22 protein-coding genes and 1 pseudogene are annotated in these 18,579 nt (G+C 68.7%); 14 read left to right on the forward strand and 9 right to left on the reverse strand.

Annotated elements, in window-relative coordinates; all coding sequences use genetic code 11:
• The first annotated feature begins 574 nt into the window (after positions 1–574).
• The 4 genes from ACWEPL_RS60865 (at position 575) to ACWEPL_RS60880 (ending at position 2,663) form a co-directional block, all read left to right on the forward strand.
• Positions 575–1,777, forward strand: coding sequence for a hypothetical protein (locus tag ACWEPL_RS60865; RefSeq protein WP_452442120.1), 1,203 nt, complete (start codon positions 575–577; stop codon positions 1,775–1,777).
• A gap of 20 nt (positions 1,778–1,797) precedes the next feature.
• Entirely contained in the window at positions 1,798–2,046 is a 249-nt protein-coding gene (locus ACWEPL_RS60870) for a hypothetical protein (RefSeq protein ID WP_452442121.1), read from the forward strand.
• The gene (locus ACWEPL_RS60875) at positions 2,046–2,369 is read left to right on the forward strand and encodes a hypothetical protein (RefSeq protein ID WP_452442122.1); all 324 of its coding nucleotides are present in this window, start codon (positions 2,046–2,048) and stop codon (positions 2,367–2,369) included. Before ACWEPL_RS60870 ends, ACWEPL_RS60875 begins: the two co-directional genes overlap by 1 nt.
• A gap of 87 nt (positions 2,370–2,456) precedes the next feature.
• Positions 2,457–2,663 carry a TetR-like C-terminal domain-containing protein gene (locus tag ACWEPL_RS60880; RefSeq protein ID WP_452442123.1) on the forward strand — a complete coding sequence of 69 codons (207 nt, stop codon included), beginning with the start codon at positions 2,457–2,459 and terminating at the stop codon, positions 2,661–2,663.
• A gap of 1,113 nt (positions 2,664–3,776) precedes the next feature.
• Here ACWEPL_RS60880 and ACWEPL_RS60885 read toward each other — a convergent pair.
• Positions 3,777–5,078, reverse strand: coding sequence for an FUSC family protein (locus ACWEPL_RS60885; RefSeq protein WP_452442124.1), 1,302 nt, complete (start codon positions 5,076–5,078; stop codon positions 3,777–3,779).
• A gap of 127 nt (positions 5,079–5,205) precedes the next feature.
• Here ACWEPL_RS60885 and ACWEPL_RS60890 point away from each other — a divergent pair, with 127 nt between their 5' ends.
• Positions 5,206–5,769 (forward strand): helix-turn-helix domain-containing protein, encoded by a 564-nt coding sequence (locus ACWEPL_RS60890; RefSeq protein WP_452442137.1) that lies wholly within the window; start codon positions 5,206–5,208, stop codon positions 5,767–5,769.
• Here the strand turns inward: ACWEPL_RS60890 and ACWEPL_RS60895 are convergent.
• The gene (locus ACWEPL_RS60895) at positions 5,733–6,089 is read right to left on the reverse strand and encodes a hypothetical protein (protein ID WP_452442125.1); all 357 of its coding nucleotides are present in this window, start codon (positions 6,087–6,089) and stop codon (positions 5,733–5,735) included. The two genes, ACWEPL_RS60890 and ACWEPL_RS60895, sit on opposite strands and share 37 nt — an antisense overlap.
• On the opposite strand from ACWEPL_RS60895, the gene ACWEPL_RS60900 reads away from it, so the two are divergent.
• A complete protein-coding gene (locus ACWEPL_RS60900) occupies positions 6,088–6,402 on the forward strand; it encodes a hypothetical protein (RefSeq protein ID WP_452442126.1) in 315 nt (104 codons plus the stop codon). The two genes, ACWEPL_RS60895 and ACWEPL_RS60900, sit on opposite strands and share 2 nt — an antisense overlap.
• Positions 6,403–6,700: 298 nt before the next feature.
• Here ACWEPL_RS60900 and ACWEPL_RS60905 read toward each other — a convergent pair whose 3' ends face one another.
• Positions 6,701–8,080: an erythromycin esterase family protein gene (locus ACWEPL_RS60905; RefSeq protein WP_452442127.1), complete on the reverse strand. Its 1,380-nt coding sequence runs from the start codon at positions 8,078–8,080 to the stop codon at positions 6,701–6,703.
• Positions 8,081–8,252: 172 nt separating this feature from the next.
• Positions 8,253–8,927, reverse strand: coding sequence for an SDR family oxidoreductase (locus tag ACWEPL_RS60910; RefSeq protein ID WP_452442128.1), 675 nt, complete (start codon positions 8,925–8,927; stop codon positions 8,253–8,255).
• Between the two features lie 294 nt (positions 8,928–9,221).
• Between ACWEPL_RS60910 and ACWEPL_RS60915 the strand changes: the two genes are divergently transcribed.
• From ACWEPL_RS60915 to ACWEPL_RS60945, 7 genes are all read left to right on the forward strand, one after another.
• A complete protein-coding gene (locus ACWEPL_RS60915) occupies positions 9,222–9,773 on the forward strand; it encodes a substrate-binding domain-containing protein (RefSeq protein ID WP_452442129.1) in 552 nt (183 codons plus the stop codon).
• Positions 9,774–9,891: 118 nt separating this feature from the next.
• Positions 9,892–10,041, forward strand: a complete 150-nt coding sequence (locus tag ACWEPL_RS60920) for a hypothetical protein (RefSeq protein WP_363984528.1) — start codon at positions 9,892–9,894, stop codon at positions 10,039–10,041.
• 2 nt (positions 10,042–10,043) lie between these two features.
• Complete coding sequence (locus ACWEPL_RS60925) at positions 10,044–10,340, forward strand: CBS domain-containing protein (RefSeq protein ID WP_452442130.1); 297 nt, start codon at positions 10,044–10,046, stop codon at positions 10,338–10,340.
• A gap of 864 nt (positions 10,341–11,204) precedes the next feature.
• Positions 11,205–11,378: a hypothetical protein gene (locus tag ACWEPL_RS60930; RefSeq protein WP_452442131.1), complete on the forward strand. Its 174-nt coding sequence runs from the start codon at positions 11,205–11,207 to the stop codon at positions 11,376–11,378.
• Between the two features lie 107 nt (positions 11,379–11,485).
• Positions 11,486–11,965, forward strand: coding sequence for an STAS domain-containing protein (locus tag ACWEPL_RS60935; RefSeq protein WP_363984532.1), 480 nt, complete (start codon positions 11,486–11,488; stop codon positions 11,963–11,965).
• 842 nt (positions 11,966–12,807) lie between these two features.
• Positions 12,808–12,957 (forward strand): GPGG-motif small membrane protein, encoded by a 150-nt coding sequence (locus ACWEPL_RS60940; RefSeq protein ID WP_181307280.1) that lies wholly within the window; start codon positions 12,808–12,810, stop codon positions 12,955–12,957.
• A gap of 305 nt (positions 12,958–13,262) precedes the next feature.
• The gene (locus ACWEPL_RS60945; RefSeq protein WP_363984536.1) at positions 13,263–13,736 is read left to right on the forward strand and encodes a hemerythrin domain-containing protein; all 474 of its coding nucleotides are present in this window, start codon (positions 13,263–13,265) and stop codon (positions 13,734–13,736) included.
• Positions 13,737–13,804: 68 nt separating this feature from the next.
• On the opposite strand, the gene ACWEPL_RS60950 is transcribed toward ACWEPL_RS60945, so the two are convergent.
• Genes ACWEPL_RS60950 through ACWEPL_RS60965 form a run of 4 tightly spaced genes read right to left on the reverse strand, consistent with a single transcriptional unit; the run spans position 13,805 to position 15,497 of the window.
• Positions 13,805–14,482: a response regulator transcription factor gene (locus ACWEPL_RS60950; RefSeq protein ID WP_452442132.1), complete on the reverse strand. Its 678-nt coding sequence runs from the start codon at positions 14,480–14,482 to the stop codon at positions 13,805–13,807.
• Positions 14,479–14,748, reverse strand: a complete 270-nt coding sequence (locus tag ACWEPL_RS60955; RefSeq protein ID WP_452442133.1) for a sensor histidine kinase — start codon at positions 14,746–14,748, stop codon at positions 14,479–14,481. Before ACWEPL_RS60955 ends, ACWEPL_RS60950 begins: the two co-directional genes overlap by 4 nt.
• Positions 14,730–15,056, reverse strand: a complete 327-nt coding sequence (locus tag ACWEPL_RS60960; protein ID WP_452442134.1) for a histidine kinase — start codon at positions 15,054–15,056, stop codon at positions 14,730–14,732. The genes ACWEPL_RS60955 and ACWEPL_RS60960 overlap by 19 nt, the downstream gene beginning before the upstream one ends.
• 3 nt (positions 15,057–15,059) lie before the next feature.
• Entirely contained in the window at positions 15,060–15,497 is a 438-nt protein-coding gene (locus ACWEPL_RS60965) for a hypothetical protein (RefSeq protein WP_452442135.1), read from the reverse strand.
• A 150-nt stretch (positions 15,498–15,647) separates the two neighbouring features.
• On the opposite strand from ACWEPL_RS60965, the pseudogene ACWEPL_RS60970 reads away from it, so the two are divergent.
• Positions 15,648–16,749, forward strand: a pseudogene (locus ACWEPL_RS60970) (serine hydrolase domain-containing protein).
• Between the two features lie 233 nt (positions 16,750–16,982).
• Here ACWEPL_RS60970 and ACWEPL_RS60975 read toward each other — a convergent pair.
• Positions 16,983–18,579 (reverse strand): LuxR C-terminal-related transcriptional regulator (locus ACWEPL_RS60975; RefSeq protein ID WP_452442136.1); only part of this gene is annotated, 1,597 nt, incomplete at its 5' end.

Here is an 18,579-nt window from a genome sequence, read left to right on the forward strand (position 1 = left end):
GATCCCGGAGGGCCAACCTCCATCACCAGCACAGCACCGCCTTCAGAAAGCACGACCTCCTACATCGCAACCTCCAACAGCGTTCGTGGCACACGAATCTCCGCATCCTTCGACCGCTGCGAGCGACCCAGCAGCACCACCCACCCCGCGAGCCGAACCAACCAGCTGCAACGCCATGAACAGCGATCATGCCCGCCAGCGCGGAAACGCCAAACCCCAGATCAGCCCGCTGGCCGAGTTTCGGGCACCCACAGGTCCACGCCGCGCTCGTTCTCGTCCATTTCGAACACCGGCAGATCAGCTGAAACTCAGCGATAAAACGTCATCGGCCAAGGCGCTGGTATACCGCGCCCCACGGGTCAGAATGAATGATCGTCTGGCCAATCTCGGGACGCTGGCGCTCGATGGGCGTCTTCCGTGACGAATTCTCCTCGCATATGGTCGGCGTACGCGTATACCTATCGTAATGGACGTGCCAGTGGGGCCCCCTAGGGCCCCCTATGATTCGTCCAGGGGCCCCTATGCATTCCCTAGGCCATGTGCGCGGCTGACCGGCGATGGTACGAAAGCGTTCGTGACCAAGCGAAAAATATTATCCCTGACATCCAGCAGAATTCTCGGCGCGGTCGCGCTCACCGCGGGCCTGGCGACCGCGGCCCCGGCGGGCGCGACACTTGCGCCGGTCTGGGACCACCTGTCCTTTCCCTACGGATACACCGAATCCGAGAAGCAACTCAAGGAACTCAACGATGTCGCCGCGCTGAGCGGCACCCAAGCTTGGGCTGTGGGGCAGGTGCGGATGGAGGGCTCGCCGTACCCGCCGCCGGGTGTGGTCTGCCCCGATCTGTTTCGCTGGAACGGTCAGAAATGGGTGAACGACCGGCCGGATATCACCTGCCGGGGCGCGCTGACCTCGGTGTCGGCCGCCGCGGAGAACGACGTTTGGGTCACCGGTTCGACCATTGCCTACCACTGGGACGGTACGGCCTGGACCCTCATTCCGTACCCGACCGAACAGAACAACCCTTTCTACCTTGATGATGTCGCCGCGGTGGGCGGCACTGCCTTCGCGGTCGGCAGGTCCGACCAGTCGAGCGGTGAGGTTTCCACGGCGGGCGTGATCCGCTGGGACGGCACCGCCTGGCAGAAGATGAGCCTCCCGCCGCTCGCGGGCAACACCGACCTGAGCGCGGTGCATGCTCTGGCGCCGGACGACGTCTGGGCGGTCGGCACCACCAACCGCTACGGACCGAGCGCCGATGCGCACACCCTGGTGCTGCACTGGGACGGCCACACCTGGTCCCGGCTGCCGGATCCGCCGAAGGAAGCGCTGGTCGAGACCACCCTGGACGCGGTGGCCGCGCGGCCCGGCGAGGTGTGGGCGGCCGGTCAGCGGACCACCTACGAGGCCAACGGCTTTTCGGTCAAGAAGCGCGAGGCGTTCGCCATGCGCTGGAACGGTAGCGAGTGGACGGTGACGCCGACCCCGGCGACCACCGGCTGGTACGGATCCTCCATCACCTCGCTGGCCTGGAACGGCACCGAGGTGTGGGCCGGAGGCAGCGGGCAGGCCGACGCCACCGCGCGCAGCGTCGGTGTGCTGCTGCGCTGGAACGGCACTGCCTGGCAGCAGGCGCCGAAACCGCCGCTACTCGACGACTACCGGATCAAGCAGCTCGGCGCTGTGCCGGGCGGCGGCCTGTGGGCCACCGGCTACGGCACCAGGGAGACCGACGAGCGCGCCAAGGGCCAGTTCCTGGCCCGGTTCACCGGCTGAACCTTCCTCCCTGCGATGGCGTGGGTGATGTGCGCGAGCTGACCGCTGCTCGCACCGCCGCCGCGCTCGGGGCGCAGGTCGTTGTGCTGGCCAAATGCGAAGCCTCACGCGCCGACTACGAGCGGAGGGCCCCGGCCGGGGTTCGGGTGCTGGTCAACTGCCGTGACGTGCTGCTGGAGCAGTTGAAGGACGCCGACCTGCTGGTGGGCGCGGTCCTGGTCTCCACCTACGACACCTCGCCCATGATCACTGACGCGGATTTGGGGTGATGCGGCCCGGCGCGGTCATCGTCGACGCCACCTGCGGCTACGGGCCCGGCTATCTGCCGGCTGCGGGGCCGGTCCAGCAACCTGGCGATGAGCCCCGCTTGGTGGGAGGCATCCTTCACATCAAGGTCGACACGTGGCCGGCGCTGGTGTCGGCGACGGCCGCCTACACCAGCAACGCCGCCACATACCTGGTGAGGCTCGCCCGCGTTGTGCTCCTGGGAGAAGAGGACCCGGTCGTCCAGGCCGCGCAGATCTCCCGAGCCGGCCAGCTGACGCACCCGGTGCTCCTCCAGCACGCCCGCTTCTATGGGACGCAGCGATGACCGCCAGCACCGCCCCCGCCGTTACGGCCGGTCAGGCGCTGACCGAGAGGGGTTACGAGGAACGGGCCGCCACCTACGCGGCGGAGATTGCGTCACAAGCGCCGCCGCCGGAAGGCCGGCGCCGCGCCGGACAGCGTCTCCTCGGCCGACATTCCCCACGACGTGCCCGCCGCGTTCACCGCCGGAGCGCTCCTCGGCGTGGCCACCGACTGGCTCGAGCGCGGCTGCCCGCGCATCCCGGCCGAGATGGCCGCCCTGACCTGGCCCCTCCTTGTCACCGGCCCGTCCTTCTGAACGCATGCCCGGGAGGAGGGTGAGCAGGTACGCGGAGTGGACCCTGGCAGGAGCGGCGCAGGTGGCGAGGTCGGCGACGGCCAGGCCCAGGCGGGTGCGGAAGATGGCGTGTCCAGGCTCTGTCTCACCGACGAGGTACCGTTCGATCATCAGGGCGGTCTCCCGGTCGGCGTGCGGGTTGTCCACGAGGTGGCGCAGCACCTCCAGGCACGCGGAAACTTGGGCTTCCCACGACTACGTGATCATGCTGCCGTCCGGCACGGTCTGGGCGGCGTCCGCGTCCCTGTCGAGGTAGGGGTTCACGATCTTTACCTGGCGGCCGTCCAGCAGGTGCGGGCCGATCCCCTTGTCCTGTTCGACGTGGGCGGAGCGCTTCCTGCCACCGGCCGAGGCGCACGAGGGCGCGGGTGCCTTCGGACAGGTAGACGCGATACGCCCAGATGCGCAGCTCCTGCTGCTCCTGCGGGCTGTCGATCAGGTCCTGGGTCGGCAGCGACCGGCCCTCGATGATGGCAAGAGTGTTGGTCTGCAGGGCGTGGTAGAGGGTGCTGAGTGAGGCCCACGCCGTCTCGGCGTCGCCTCCCCGGATGCGCAGCCGTGCCAGGTTCACGACGGGTTCGAGCATGCGCGTGGCTTGCCGGACGGTGAGGTGGCCAGCGTTGCGGTAGGGGGCGATCTGCCGCCGGCACAGTTCCCGCGCCAGTTCGGACAGGCTGCAGTCGCCGGCAATCAGGGCGGCCCGATTGAGCGCTCGGGCAGCGCCGAGAAGCGGGTCGGCGGCGTCCTCGATGTCGCGGAGCGAGAGTACGGACCTCGGCCACCCGCTCGGCGAGGGGCGGGTACGTGGGGCGCGGCCGGTCAACCAGCGGGCGAGCTGGGCCATATCGGCCGCCGTCATGGCCTCACGGCGAAGAAGAGCGCTTCGGGATGATGCGCTCTCTGCGGGCCGGGACACCGAGTGGGCTGGCTGATCTGCGTGGTGAGCCACTCGGGCCATAACGGCTGTCTGGCGCGCCGGCCGGGATGAGCCGCGTTGCCGTCCGCCTGATGATCGACGTATTCGTCGAGCGCGACCTGCCCCGCCGTGAACGGCGCAGCGCCCGCCGCGCAGTATCAGGTGCGTTCTGGAGGCCGCTGCGCGGGGGATGTGGTTGACCTGTCGCCGTCTGAGCTGTCGTGGCGCCGGTCTTGGTGAGATTCGCGGGGGGAGGGGGTGCGGCCGTCAGCGAGGATGGCCAGGATGCGGTCGGCGTCGGTGAGCAGGCTGCCGCTGAGGGCCCAGCCAGTGGGGTGGTTCACGTGGCCGTGCCGGATCTGGCTGGTCATCTGCTCGTGGATGCGGGCGGCCTGGGCGCGGGCGCGGCCCAGCAGAATGCGCGTGCGGACCGGGTCGCCGCCGCGTGCGCTCGTGCTGGTCAAGGTGTCGGCCAGCAGGTCGAGCAGGTCGGCGTAGTCGCGGGCGTAGTCGTGACTGACGTCCTGGATCGTGGTGACCGGCGCACGAGAGGTGCTGTGGTGGTCGAGGGGGAACAGGGCGTGCACGATGGCGCGGACATGCGTGGCGAGCCTGGCCAGAATTTGCAGGGTCTGCTGTGCAGTCTGGTCGTGGCCGGTATCCGGTCGGTCGGCGCGCGGTCGGCGACGCAGGCGGTGGCGCAGGCGGTGGCGCAGGTTGTAGCGGTGGCTTTCTGCGCTGTCGGCCACGGCGGAGGTGGCGGTGGCCAGGTACTCATCCAGCCGGTGGGCCTGGCGCTTCCAGTCTGGCAGCGCCGAGAGGTCCCAGCCGTCGCGCAGCCCGTTGGCTATCGCGGTGAGCAGGCCGGACACCTCGCGGGCCAGGCGCCGCACGGCGACGTTGGGGCGGTCGCGATACAGCGGCGGCCACAGCACCGTGTTGACGATCGCCCCGCACAGCGCCCCGGCGGCGGTGGCCACCACGTAGGCGGCCAGGTAGCGGTCTTGGGAGGCGGCGCCGAAGGAAAGCATGAGCACCGCGGTGGTGGCCACATCGCTGCCGTAGCGGCCCATCCGGTGCCAGCGCGCGGCCACCAGCGCCGGCGGCACGACCAGAATCAGGCTGAGCACGCCCAGGCCGAGCAGGTGCCCGATGCTGCCGGCCAGGATCACCCCCGCGGCGACCGCAGCGACCCGGCGCAGCCCGTTGGTCAATGTCTGGTACACGGTGGCATGCACCATGATCACCGCGGTGGCCGGGGCGATCCAGGTAGCCTCGGTCGGCAGCAACCGGCTGGCCAGCAGCCAGGCCAACACCGCCGCCAAGGTCGCCTTGGCGATCTGCCGCACGTGCAGCCGCTGATGCGATCCTGGCCTGGCCAGCCCTTGAGCCTGAGCGCGGACATAGGACGTCTCCCGCCTGGCCGCGGCGGACAGACGGTGCACCCAGGCGCGGTTCATCGAATCTCCTTGATCCTGGAGACCCTGTCCTTCAGGGTGGGAAAGCGTGGTACCCCTGTGACAGGACCGAACACACGAACGATACCTAACCGATCTTCCCAGCAACTGGTGGGACGTGGCGCAGCTGATGAAGCGGGCCCACAAGTACCGCTTCAACCCGACCCCTGATCAGGACGAACAGCTCGTTCGGACATTTGGGTGCGCAGGTCTGGTCTACAGCAAGGCGTTGGAAGAGCGCACCCGCGCCTACGCCCTGGAGGGTCGCCGGGTCTTCTATGCGGAGTCGTCGGCGGCGCCGACGGCGTGGAAGCGCAGCGGCGCCTACGACTCCCTGCCGGAGGTGTCGTCCCTGCCGCGGCTGCAGGTGCTGCAGCACCTGCGGGCGGCGTTCGCCAGCTTCTTCGCCAAGCGGGCCGGATATCCGGCGTTCAGGAGCAGGAAAGAAAGCGCAGGCGTCGGCGGAGTACACCCGCCAGGTCACCCAGCCGCCCGCCCACCTGACGACGGCCGAGGCGGACCTGCGGCACAAGCTGCCACCTCCCGCAGTGACGACCACGAGAGCCGTATCCGCCGCCGGGAGGCGCATCCTCTGGCTCGCCGCAGGCGCGGCCGCCGGCCTAGGATCGCTCGACACGGTTGCGATCGCAAGGGCGTCTACCCGTGGTGCGGCGGGTATGGCGGCTGCACGTAATGCACCTGCTGCACCGGCAGGTGCCGCGTCACCCGCCACCCGATGAATGTCACCGGAATCGCGACGAACAGCCACATCCCGAACGTGATCAATACAAGCCACCAGTGGATGAACACCCACAGGAGGATGTGGATGACCGCCGCAATCGGGTTGAACTCTTTCACCGTCGTGTACTGCATCGGCCCGTACTGAGGGCCCGGCATCGGCGCCGGCATGTACGGCTGGCTGTACGGCTGTGGTTGGTAGGGCTGCTGATACTGCGGCCCAGACTGGCCGTACTGCCGTCCGTACGGGTCCTGCGGCTGCTGGGGGAAGCCCATGATGCTCCTGATCGTGGACGGCTCGTTTGGGACGTTCCAAGCATCTCGCTGGTGGATGTGGATCACGTGTCCACATCCGAACATCTCCTCGGCGGCGGTGACCGTTACGAGCAAAGGGAGCGTTGTTGACGACGATGGCCGCCTGTCCGAGATCGACGCCAAGCTTGACAGGCTGATCGCCAAGCACGACGCCAAGGGGCGGTCGTCGACGAAAGTGTCCAGCCGGGCGGCGTGGTCGGGGATGAAGTCGCCGAGCCGGGCCGAGTCGCCGTCATCGGAGACGGACGGCGCGTCCAGGGACAGAGTGCTGTAGGCACTGGAGGCGTGCTCGCTCCCCTCGTCGATGGTGCTGCCGACCGATTGGCGAGCCCGTCGGTGTGGAGCAGCAACATAGTGCCGAGCGCTGAGGCCCACGACGTCGCCAGCGGGTGGTAGGGCCGACCCTGGCGGGCAGGAGAGGGTCCTCCTGGAGGAGCAGCCATGGCGCATGACGACCGAGATCCTTCCACCCCGCCCGTCCCCGAGCCTGGCGCGGGCGTGGCCGGACGTGGAAACGGCAGGCGGAGTGTTTCCGCCTGCCGGATCTCAATGCCCCGTAAGAGGCGCCGATGTCAGGGCAGCAGCGCGGCGGCCTTGACCGTGTGCAGGTGGATCACGATGTCGAAGGACTCGCCGAGAGCGACCTTGGTGGCCTGTTCGGGTGACCAGAAGCCGCCGCCGATGAGACGGGTGGGGCGGCTTTCGGCCAGCCAGGTCCGTGCGACCTGGGGCGCGGTGCGGGTGTCGAGGATGAAGTCGCGGTAGCGGACCTGGTCCAAGACGTACTCGTTGTAGTCGCTGCCGGCGGCGTCCACCGAGCCCTTGCACGTGAGGGGCCGCTCAGCCGGGCGTGAACCGGCCGGGCACTCGCCCTTGTCGATCAGGAAGTTGTAGCCGCCCTGGTCGAAGGAGGTGCCGGCGGTGACGAAGCGGCGGCCCAGACGCTCGCGCAGGACGCCGCCCATCGGGGCGGGGACGAACATCGTGTCGATCGGGGTGTAGCTGATGTGCGCGTTCAGCCCCGACATCTGGATCTTGTGGCCGGTCGTCTTGTTCCACCAGATGACGTTGTCGGCCATGGCCTTGTCCCGGTAGACCTGCGCCTGGCGGCGGCCCTCGGCGGTGGCCTGGTCGAAGGCGAAGTCGGTGAAGGTCTGCGACAGAGCCCGGGCGTGCTGCAGCGCCCACCGGTAGTCTTCGGCGCCCGCTCCGGGCGCCTGCTTGGCAAGCAGTTGCAGGGCCTTGGTGGCGCGCTGGGCGTGGTCCTGGCGGGTGGCCAGCGGCTGGGACAGGGCCAGGCCCATGTACTCACCGGCGTTGGGGGTGGTGGGCCGCAGTCCGTCGTACAGCTGGGTGAACTGCTCCAGCAGGTCGGGGTGGTGCTGCTTGACGTAGGCGAGGACCTTGTCGAACAGCACGTCGCCGGGGTAGAGCAGGTCGGCGCCCATGAACTGGACCTTCGCCTTGTGGGTGGCGTTGTAGGAGCGCATCCAGGTGATCAGGCCGAGGAACTCGCGGTTGTCGAACAGGTCGTAGGGGCCCTTGACCTCGTCGTGCATGATCGTGCGCGGGTCGCCCTTGCCGTACAGGACGAAGTCGTTCAGCCGCACGCCGGTGCTCCAGCTCAGCTCCCGGGCGAAGGTCGTGAAGCCCTTCTCGGTCACCAGGTAACGCAGCAGCCGCTGGTTGAGGGTGTAGAACTCGGCGGTGCTGTGGGTGGCCTCGCCCACGCCGACCACCTGCGCGCCCGCCACCATCGCGCCGAACGCCTTAAGGTCACGCTGGTCTGCCTGGGAGGTGTCGGAAGCCAGCGGCTTGGCCACCTCGTCGAGCGCGGCGACGACCTTCGCCTCACCGGTGTCGGCGACGGCGGAGGTGGAGGTGGAGGTGGTGGCCACGGTGGCGGCGGCCAGGCCGACGGTCAGGGCCGTGGCCCAGGTCCTGCTGTTCATGATGGTATTTCCATTGTCTGAGAGGTTGTTGACGGATGTAACCCTCGGGGCGGGCGCCGACAGCCGCCTGACAGGACGCTGACGGTGCTCGGCGAGCCTGTCAGCGCAAGCCGGTCACGGCCGGACCCACGGGGCCTGGACGGCGGAGGTCGTCGCCGCCGTACGGCCGTGGTCAGACGCGCGGACCGAGGAAGCAGCCGCCTGAGGCGTCGATGACCTGTCCAGTCACCCAACCGCCCGCCTCGGAGGCCAGGAAGGCGACCACCTCGGCGATGTCGGCGGGCTGACCCACCCGGGGGATCGCGTTGCCGCTGCCCACCATCTGCTGGACCTGCGGGTTGTCGATCATCCACGGGTTCATGTCGGTCACGGTCGGGCCGGGCGCGACGGCGTTCACGGTGATGCCTCGCGCGCCGAGGGTCTGCGCGAGAGAACGGCTCAGCACCTCGACGGCGGCCTTGCTCATCGCGTACGGCTGCTCGGGCATCGCGATCCTGGTCGCGGCGGTGGTCAGGCTGATGATCCACCCGCCGTCGTTCAGCAGGGGCAGGGTCCGCTGGATGATGAACAGCGGGGCTTTGGTGTTGATCGCGATCAGCCGGTCGAACGCCTCCGGGGTGATCGTCTCGATCGTCTCGGCGGTGATGCCGGCGTTGTTGACCAGGATGTCCAGCCGCACCTGACCGGTCCCGTCGCCAAGACCGGCCTCCAGGGCGGCGAACAGGGTGTCGACGTCGCCGGGCACCCCCAGCTCAGCCCGGACAACGAAGGCCTGGCCGCCGTCCTTCTCGATCAGCTGCGCGGTCTCGCGGGCGGCCGTCTCGTTGTTGCCGTAGTGCACGGCCACCAGCGCCCCATCGGCCGCCAGCCGCCGCGCGATGGCCCGTCCGATGCACGCTAGGCACCGGTGACCAGGGCTGTCCTGCCCATCAGGCTCGTCATTGTGTTGCTCCAGGAAGGTCTGGTTCTGACGGCTCAAGGATGGAGGCGGGTGATCAGCCGCATCAATGACGCAGAACGCGGTGCAGCGTCAACATGACGCTAAAGGTAAGGAGATCATGGAGCTTCGGGACATCGAGATCTTCCTGGTGCTGGCCGCAGAGCTGCACTTCGGACGTACGGCGGATCGGCCCTGCACCCGATGTACAACGGCATGCGTGACGGCCTCGAACGCGCCATGCGCGCCGCACAAGGAAAGACGCACGTCCTGCGGGTGGGCATGGTCAACGCCAACCACGAAGATCTGCGTCCGCTGTTCGACGCTTTCGAGGCCCGCAACCCGACGAGCGACGTGAAATTTCGTTACGTCAACTTCGGTGACCCCTTCGGCCCGCTGCGGGCGGGAGCGGTCGATGTGCAGATCGTCTGGCTCCCCGTCCGGGAGACGGACCTCACCGTGGGCCCGGTCGTCTACATCGAACCCGTCGTCCTCGCGATGGGGACCGGCCACCGGCTCGCGGGGCGGCGGTCGGTCTGTTACGAAGATCTGGCAGACGAGGTCGTCATGGGCGGCGCCAAGCCGGACCACTGGCGCGACGTGCTCGTTCCCCGGCACACCCCGAGTGGCCGGTCGATCCCGATCGGACCCACCGCCACGAGCTCGGCGGAGATGATCTCTCTGCTGACCAATGGTGAGGCGGTTTCTCCCGTACACGCGCACGCGGTGGGCGCTGATCTGGCGCACGGCCACTGAGACCGACGCCATCCGGTCCTTGGCGCGGGCCGCCTAGGAGCTCGGCGCGCTCGATGCACCTCAACCCTCGATCCTGCCGCCGTAGGGGCGTTCCAGGCGGCGGGGCAGCGAAATCTGGATGAGCGAACTGGCAGAGCGCAGCCTGCCCTTGAGCGGGTACCGCTCGAATATTGAGTTGCGTGCACTGAAGTCCTCGATCACCGTTTACGGTTCGGACGGCCCGACTTTGCAACACATCATGTCCGTGCTGACCGCGACATCGTGGTGAAGGTGCTCGCCGCCGGAAAGGACCCCAAGACCTGCCGAGCTGGCGAACTCGCCCAAGGCGAAGCGGCCACCGTCGGCGCCGACCACGGCGCCCGCGAGATCCTCCGCACCATGGCCAGCCACAAGGTACGCCGCCTGCCCGTCATCGACGGACACAAGCTCGTCGGCATCGTCGCCCTCGCCGAGGTGGCCAGAACCGTCCCGGACGCCACCGCAGGCGACCTGCTCGAATCCCTCACCTCCGACTGGCGGCGGTGTCGGCGCTACCCTCGCAGACCGTCCTGCGAGGGTATGAGCTGATCCTGCGGATCTCCCAGCCCGGCGCCGCTCACCTGGTCAGGCGGCTTGCGGAACAGTGCTGGATCACGAATGATCGAACGACTCTCCAAGGAGCAGCGTGAACACCTGGTGACGATCGCGGTAGCGCTGTTCGGCACCGAGGCGCGCCAGTTCCCGGCGACTCGCCGACACGCAGCCGCTCTGAGTGACTTGCGTACCGGTTCTCAATCCGTCGGGTCCTCTTGATCAACATCCGGTCCTGTTCAGAACCTACAAGCCGCAGGGTATCGTGCCTGGCCCCGCACAGGACCGTGCTCGGGGTGGTACATCATCGTCTTCCTGCGGAAACCCATGGGACGACTCGTTCGGCGGCGGGCTTCATGCCGTTTACTTCTCCGACCAGGGGTATGGGCCGTGAGCCGGACCGAGTGGATCAACGCCTGGAGGCCTTCAACATGCGAGCCGTTGTCGTCAACTGCATCTTGGAACCGGCTCCGGCGCCGACGAACACCGGCGCGCCGGCCGACATGGTCGCTGACGAACTGCACGGCCGGGGAGTCACGGTCGAGACGTACCGAGCGGTCGACCAGAACATCCCGCCGGGAGTGCAAACCGATATGGGGGGAAGGTGACGGATGGCCGCGGATTCACCGGAGCCTGCCTCCGTGCCCAAATCCTCATCGTCGTTCCCCACCTGGGTGGGCACCCCTCTTCGCTGACCCAGCGGGTGATCGAGCGGATGGAGGCGATGTTGTCGGAAACAGGCGACGGCGGGCTTCCGGTCGCCTACTACCGCGTGGCCGGAGTGGTGGTCACCGGCAATGAGGACGGCGCCCATCATGTGATCAGCGAGATCGCCGTGCGCTGCGGGACATCGACTACACGGTGCCCGGCCAGGCGTGGACCTGCTGGCACCTCGGACCCGGGGCGGGACCTGACTATCCGGACTGCGAGCAGGGGCGCGACTGGTCGCACAAGACCGGCCGCGCAATGGCCTCGAACCTGTACGCCGTCGCGCAGGCGCTTGCCGCCAAGCCCATACCGACCTCGCCGGAGTAGCGCACATGTACCGTAACGCTTCGCGGCACCGAGACCTCACAGGTGAGCTCGGGCTGAACCGGCCCGGTTACCTGAAAACTCAAATCCCCCTATGCATATTCGGCCAGATGGTGGCTGACCACCAGGCCTTGGCCTATCGGCGGGGCGCCATCGTCCGTATTTTCCGCGCTGAAAGGTCCAAACCATTGTTACGCATGCATCACCAGCACCACGCCGGTGTGACTGTGATCGTGCTGGCCGGAGAGATCGACCTGGCCACCGCTCCTCAATTGCACGACTTCATCAATGAAGTCCGTCAGACGCCTGCCGACCATCTGGTCTTCGATATGGCTGAGGTCACTTTCGTGGACAGCAGCGCCCTGCGTGTGTTGCTGGACGCCTTCTCCTTGGCTCAGCAGCACGGCGGTTCCGTCCACCTGACTGCACTGCGTGGCTCGCCCGCCCGGCTCATAGAGATCACCAAGGTCGGGGAACACTTGCGACTGCATACCAGTACCGAAATCGCTCTGGCGGCCATTTGTATTATGCCGGACCTGCCCGCGCCCACTCGCGACGCCTCCGGTGTCCCGGGACCTTGCTCTTCATGACGCGAGGCGGGTTCTATAGGAGACCGCAGCGCTCAGAATTCCGGCATTCAGGTTCGCTTTCACGTGCCTGGCCGCCATCGCCAGTGGCGGTGCCGTACAGGGGCGGCGTACGTGGCCGGGGTTATGCGCGGAAGGCATCACCCGGTATGCGAACAGATGATGTCCTCGCGGAGGTGCAGCCGGCCCAGTAGAACGCCCTCGCGCAATGCCCACGGGCAGATCCGTAGGTACGTCGGGCCAGGGCGGCAATTGTGGCGTCGGCGACGATCGCGCCGGCCATGATCTGGCTGGCGCGGGGCGCCGATCAGAAAGCCGGGCACGTTGCGCAGGTGTCTTGCCGGCCAGGAGTGTGAGAGTGCCACGTCGGGATCCTCACGAGTCCCGTACGCGATCTCCATGGATCCGCCACCGATGTCAGCCAGCGACCACGCCGGGAAACACCTGCCCCTCGGCCTCCACCAGCGCCACCGGCACGCCCATGATGCCGGCCGCCGGCCGGGCGACCGGTATCCGGCGCCGACGACAACCCGCCCCGGCGCCCCGTGGTCGGCCGGCCTGACCACGGCGGAGTCTCGATCGGCTCGCTCATCGGCCGCGCCTGCCCGGCCTCAGACCGCCGTAGCTGTGCGGGAGTTCGTGGTGGCCACGTCCTTCCATGTCGTGGCGGTGGCGAAGTCGACCATCGTGAGCATGCGAAGAGGCGGAACGACCCGGAGAGAGCCAGGTCCGTGACGCTCACCCGGCCACCCGGACCGCGCCGCCCGACGCAGCACGCCAGAGTGTCATGGACGTGGCGGATGTCTGCTCGTTTCCGGCCCGAGGCTCAGGGCAGGTGCCCCGTCATGGCTACCCTCCTGTGGATCATCGCCGTCATCCTCGTCATCGCCGGCATCTACGTGCTCCTGGCCCGCCGCGACATCCTGTGGGGCATCGTCCTGATCGTCGTCGGGCTACTGGTCGGCCCCGGCGGTGTGAGCATCTTCAACGTCTGACCTTCGGCCACGGGTCCTGGCCGCCACCGGCTCCGGGTGTGCTCGAGGAATCGGTGCCGGCTGCTCGAGAAGGCTCCTGCAGGCCCTGAGCCTCCCGGGAGCCGTGCTGTGCCAAGTGCCGACCCGGGGCTCTAGTCCTCTCCCGCGGCCCCATCACACGTTGTGAGGGCCGCCGGGGTGGGGGGGTGACCAGCGTGCAGGTGCTGTTCGCTGATGGGCCTGCGCCACGGGAGGGTACCGGCGCCCCGCCGACGCTCACCCCGCCCGAACCATCCCGTCTGAACCATTCCCCAAGGAGGCCGTCCATGGACGCCATCGTGATGCTCAAAGACGACCACAAAACCGTGGAGAAGCTGTTCAAGCAGTTCGAGAAGACCGACTCTGAGGCCCATCAGGACAAGCAGCGAATCGTGGCCGAGGTCATCGAGGAACTGACCGTCCACACCTACATCGAGGAGACGATCTTCTACCCGGCCGCCCGCTCAGGCGCCCCCGACACCACCGATCACGTCCTGGAGAGCGTCGAGGAGCACCACGTCGTCGTCTGGATGCTGTCAGAGCTCAAGGACCTCGACCCCGCCGACGAGCGCTACGACGCCAAGATGACCGTCTTGATGGAGAACGTCCGCCACCACATCAAGGAAGAAGAGCAGGACTGGTTCCCCGAGGTCCGCCAGGCCATGGGCCGCACCCGGCTGCGGGAGTTGGGCGAGCAGATGGCCAAGGCCAAGAGCGACGCTCCCCGTGATCCCCTCGCCATCCCCAGCGCCTCGCAGTAACGACGCGTTCGATCATCGCCCAGGCCGGCTCCGGTTCGCCTCGACCAGGTCCACGTCATCCGCCTGGCCTAGGGATCGGCCGGGTTCTGGCCTGTAGGCCGTACCAGGCAGGTCTCGTACGCCAGGATCACGAGCTGGATGCGGTCCCGCAGCCCGAGCTTGTTGATCATGTGGGTGATATGGGTCTTGACGGTGTGCGGGCTGATGAAGAGCCGCCGCGCGATCCGGCTGTTGGACTGCCCTGCGGCGACCAGCCTGATGACTTCGTGCTCGCGTGGGGTCAGCGACGCCAGCCGGGTGCGGAGGTCTTGACCGGGCCGTGGCCGGTGGGCGAACTGCTCGATCACCCGGCGGGTGACGCCCGGAGAGAGCAACGCCCCGCCGGCCGCGACCGACCGGACGGCGCTGCGCAGCTCATCGCCGCCGATCTCTTTGGTGAGGAAACCACTGGCGCCGAGGCGTAGTGCCTCGAAGACGTGTCCGTCGGTGTCGAACGTGGTCACGACGATCACGCGGCAGTTCGGTACGTGTGCCAGGAGGCGTTCGGTGGCGGCCAGGCCGTCGAGGCCGGGCATACGGATGTCCATCAGCGCCACGTCGGGCCGATGCGTACGAGCTTGGTGTACGGCTTCGTCGCCGGTGGCGGCCTCCGCGGTCACCGTGATGTCGCGTGCTCGGCCGAGCAGGGTGCGGAACCCGGCCCGTACGAGGGCCTGGTCGTCGGCGATCAGGACGGTGATGGTCATGCGGCCGGTCCAGGAGGTGTGGGGATGACGGCCCGCATGGCGAATCCGCGCTCGGCGGGACCGGCTGTCAGAGTTCCGCCCAGGGTCGCGACGCGTTCCCGCATGCCGTCGATGCCGTGTCCGGTGTCCGTCGCGCCCTCGCGTGTGACGGTACGGCCGTCGTCGGAGACGATGACCTGGACCTCGCCCGGCGTGTGCCGGATGACGACCTCGGCGTGGCGGGCGTCCGCGTGCTTTACGGTATTCGTCAGCGCTTCCTGGACCACGCCATCCAGGCGAGCGGCGCCGGCACAGGCGCGCCCTCCTGCCGGACGGCCACCTCCAGCCCCGCAGGGCGTAACCGTTCCACCAGGGCGGACAACTCGCCGCCTGCACCCTCGCCGTCGTCGCGAAGCGCGCCGATCAGCGCGCGCAACTTCGTCATGGCCTGCCCGCGCACCCGCTGCGCGGTCAGTACCGCCTCCCTGACCATGTCCGGGTCGTGGTCGAAGGCGTCCTCGGCCACCGTGAACTGCACCCCGAGTACGGCCAGCGTGTGCGCGACGACATCGTGCACATCACGGGCCAGCGCCATCCGCTAGGCGGCCCGCAGCCGGGCTTGCGTCTCCTCCTTCAACCGCCGCTCGGACCGGTAGGCGGCGGACGCGGCCAGGACCAGGCCCAGCCAAAGGGCCTCGCCGCCGAGCGCCCGACCTGCCACGGCCGACCCCGCCACCAGATACAGCGTCCCGAGACCGACGGCCCACGCGAGGTGCCCGCGCTGCGCCGCGCGTCCGTACGCCAGGCTGGCGGGCCATACCCACGCACCGGCGGTCAGGCCCGCCGCGGCCAGCCCGAACACCAGGGTCGCGGAGGCGGCCAGCGCGCCCACCGGCCACCGTTGCCCGGCCGCCTGCAAGAGGGGCAGGCACACCGCCAGGCAGATGATCCCCGCGCTCGATGCCCGGTCCCCGAGCAACAGGCTGCCCGCGACGACGCCGAGCCCGGTCGCCACGGCCGACTTGTCGACGTTCACACGCATGACGGTAGCCATCGCCGGGTACGCCGGCCCAGCCGCGGGGGCGGAAATACGCGAAAGGATGACACCGTACGCCGGAGGACCACGAACGCATCACGACTGTGCTCCGATGCGAACCCCGCCGCGGGCCACCTGGTTTCGACGGCCATGAGAAGCATCATCGCACTGGTCCTGGCGGCGACGCTCAACGCCGCTCCCGCCCAGGCGATCCGCGACGCCGTACAAGCCGTGGTGGACGCCGGCGCGCCCGCCGCCGTACTGGCGATCCGTACGGAAAAGGGGGTTGAGGACGTCGCCGCCGGGGTCGCCGACACACGCACCGGCCGGCCCGCGAAGGCGGGCGACCGCTACCGCATCGCCAGCATCACCAAGACCTTCACCGCTGTGGTCGTGCTCCAGCTCGTCGCCGAACACAAGATCGGCCTCGACGAGCCCATCGGCCGCTACCTGGAGGGCGTCCCCAGCGGCTCCCGCGTCACTGCCAGGGACCTGCTCCGCCACACCAGCGGCCTGCCCGACTTCTACGACGCGCTCGGCCTGAAGACGTCCGCCGACTGGCAGCGGCGCCGCCTCGAACGCCTCACCGACGGCCGCAGGCTGTCCCTCGCTTTCAGCCTCCCGGCCACCGAGCCCGGCAGCCCGGAGGCGACATACTCGAACATCGACTACGTCCTGCTGGGCAAGCTCGTCGAGCGCGTCACCGGCGACACCTTCGCCGGTCAGGTCGCCCGCCGCGTCGTCAGGCCGCTCCGACCGCGTGACACGTACTACGCCGACGGCCAGGCCGCCATCCGGGACCGTCACCTGCACGGGTTACCTGCCCGTCGACCTGCCGGGCAAGCCGGACGCCGACTTCGCCCACTTGGTGGACTTCACCACCCAGACCATCAACCAGAGCGGCCCGGCCGGATCGATGATCTCCACGGTGGACGAGCTGACCCAGGTCTACCGCGCGCTGTTCACCGGGAAGCTGCTGCCGCCCGCGCTCATGAAAGAGATGACCGCCACGGTGCCCGTCCGTGACAACCCCATGCCGTGGGTGCAGGGCTTCGGGCTCGGTGTGCACCGGTACGACCTCGGCTGCGGCCCGGTCTACGGCCACATCGGCGGCGTGCGCGGCTACACCGGCATCGTCGTCAGCACTCTCGACGGCCGCCGCCAGGCCGCCGTCGCCGTCACCCTCAACCCGAATCCGGCCGCGGTGCTCTCTGCTGCCATGGGGGGCTATGCCTGGCCCACTTGCAGGTGAGCTTCCACACGTAGTCGGGCAGGTCCACGACGAACCCGTCACATCGCCGTCGTCCGACTCCCCCGCCCCACCAAGCGCAACATCGGCAGAGCCTGTACCTGACTTTCGTCCACAACGCGGCCAGCCACACCAGAAGCCCCATCCCGAAGACGACGCCAGCTGACCTCGCCTTCACCATCGAGACGGAGAGCAGACCGAACGACACCCTCCAACTTGGCGTACGACAGGCGCGCTCAATCGAGAAGCCGTCCGTTCTCTCCGAGATCGAGCGTGGCCAGCTCGGCCCGGGACGCCACCCCGAGCTTCGGATACGCCTTGTACAGGTGATAGCCGATGGTCCGCGGGCTGAGGAAGAGTTGTGCGGCGATGTCCCTGTTGCTCATGCCCCTGGCCGCCATCCGGATGATCTGCAGTTCCTGGGGCGTGAGCCGATCCAGCGCTCCGGCGGGAACATGTCCCTCCATGATCTGGCGTTCCCCCGCGGCGCGCAGCTCCGCACGAGCGCGGTCGGCCCACGGACGCGAGCCGAGCCGTTCGAAGATCTCCATGGCGGACCGCAACTGACGGCAGGCGTCCGCGCGCCGGCGCAGCCGTCGTAGCCACTCGCCGTACAGCAGTTCCGTACGGGCCCGCTCGAACAACCGGCCGCCCCGCAGGTGCAGCCGAAGCGCCTGTTCGAAATACCGCTCGGCCTCCTCGTCCGGGGCCAGCAGCGCCCGGCAGCGCAGTGCCACCGCGCCGGCCCAGGGCATGGGGGTCTGGGCGGCCCATATCTGCACCCGTTCGGAGGCCGCCGCCGCGAAGTCGTTCCGGCCGGCCCTCACCGCCGCCTCGACCAGGTCCGGCATACGGTGCATGACCATCACGGTACGGGCTGCGGGCCCGAAGGCGCCGAACTCCTCGGCCCGGTGCAGAGCCGCCTCCGGCCGTCCCAAGGCGAGGTCGAGCAGGTTGAGCGAGACGCATCGCATGCCTCCCGTGGCGGCGTCGCGAACGCCGGCGATCTCCTCCGCCAGCGCCTGGCAGCGCTCTTCGTCGCCTTCGATCGCGGCCAGGTAGGTCATGACTCCGATCAGCAGAGCCGCGTAGTGCCCCTGGTCGGTGTCACGCGCGATGCGCAGTCCTTCCTTGGCGCTGGCCAGGGCGTCACGGTGCAGCCCGAGGAACATCTGGGAGCGGGCCACGAGGACGAGCGCCAGCGGCAGGAGCCCGATCGCGCCCTGGGCGCGACATTCGCGCTCGATGGCCGCGGCCCTTTCGTAGGCGACCATGTCGTCGCCGATCACCAGGTCCCAGATGGCGAGCCGGGCGCGTTCCTGGAGCTCCATGGGCTCGGAGCGGTCGCGCAAGCCTTCGATCAGGTCGCGTAGCCACGCCAGGCCCGTCGGTGGCTCCTCGGCGGCCAGGCCACCCATTCCTGCGAGCGCTCGCGTCAACGGCCACAGCCGGCCCGCGGTGGGGACGCGCAATTGGGATACGCGTGCCGCCGTCTGAGTGAGAGCGGTGTAGTCGCTGCCGATCCAGGCCGGGGTGAGTGCTTCGAAGTACAGCATGATGGCCACGTCCTCGGCCTGCTCGATGACGGTCTCAGCCGCCTGGGCGAGGAGCGTGTGGGCGATCTGCGCGTGACCGTGCGCCATCGCGACCATCGCGCGAGTCCGGGCGAGGAACGCCAGCGCCATCGGGTCGGTCACCTCTGATGCCGCCCTGTCGGCGAGGTCCGCCGCACGTGCGTACAGCCCGGCCTCCGCGGCCGCCGCCGCGGCGGCGGTGAGACGACGGCCTCGGTCGCGCGGGTCGGGGCTGACGACCCCCTCAGGGTCCTGGTCG

It is taken from the genome of Nonomuraea sp. NPDC004186, from assembly GCF_053603495.1.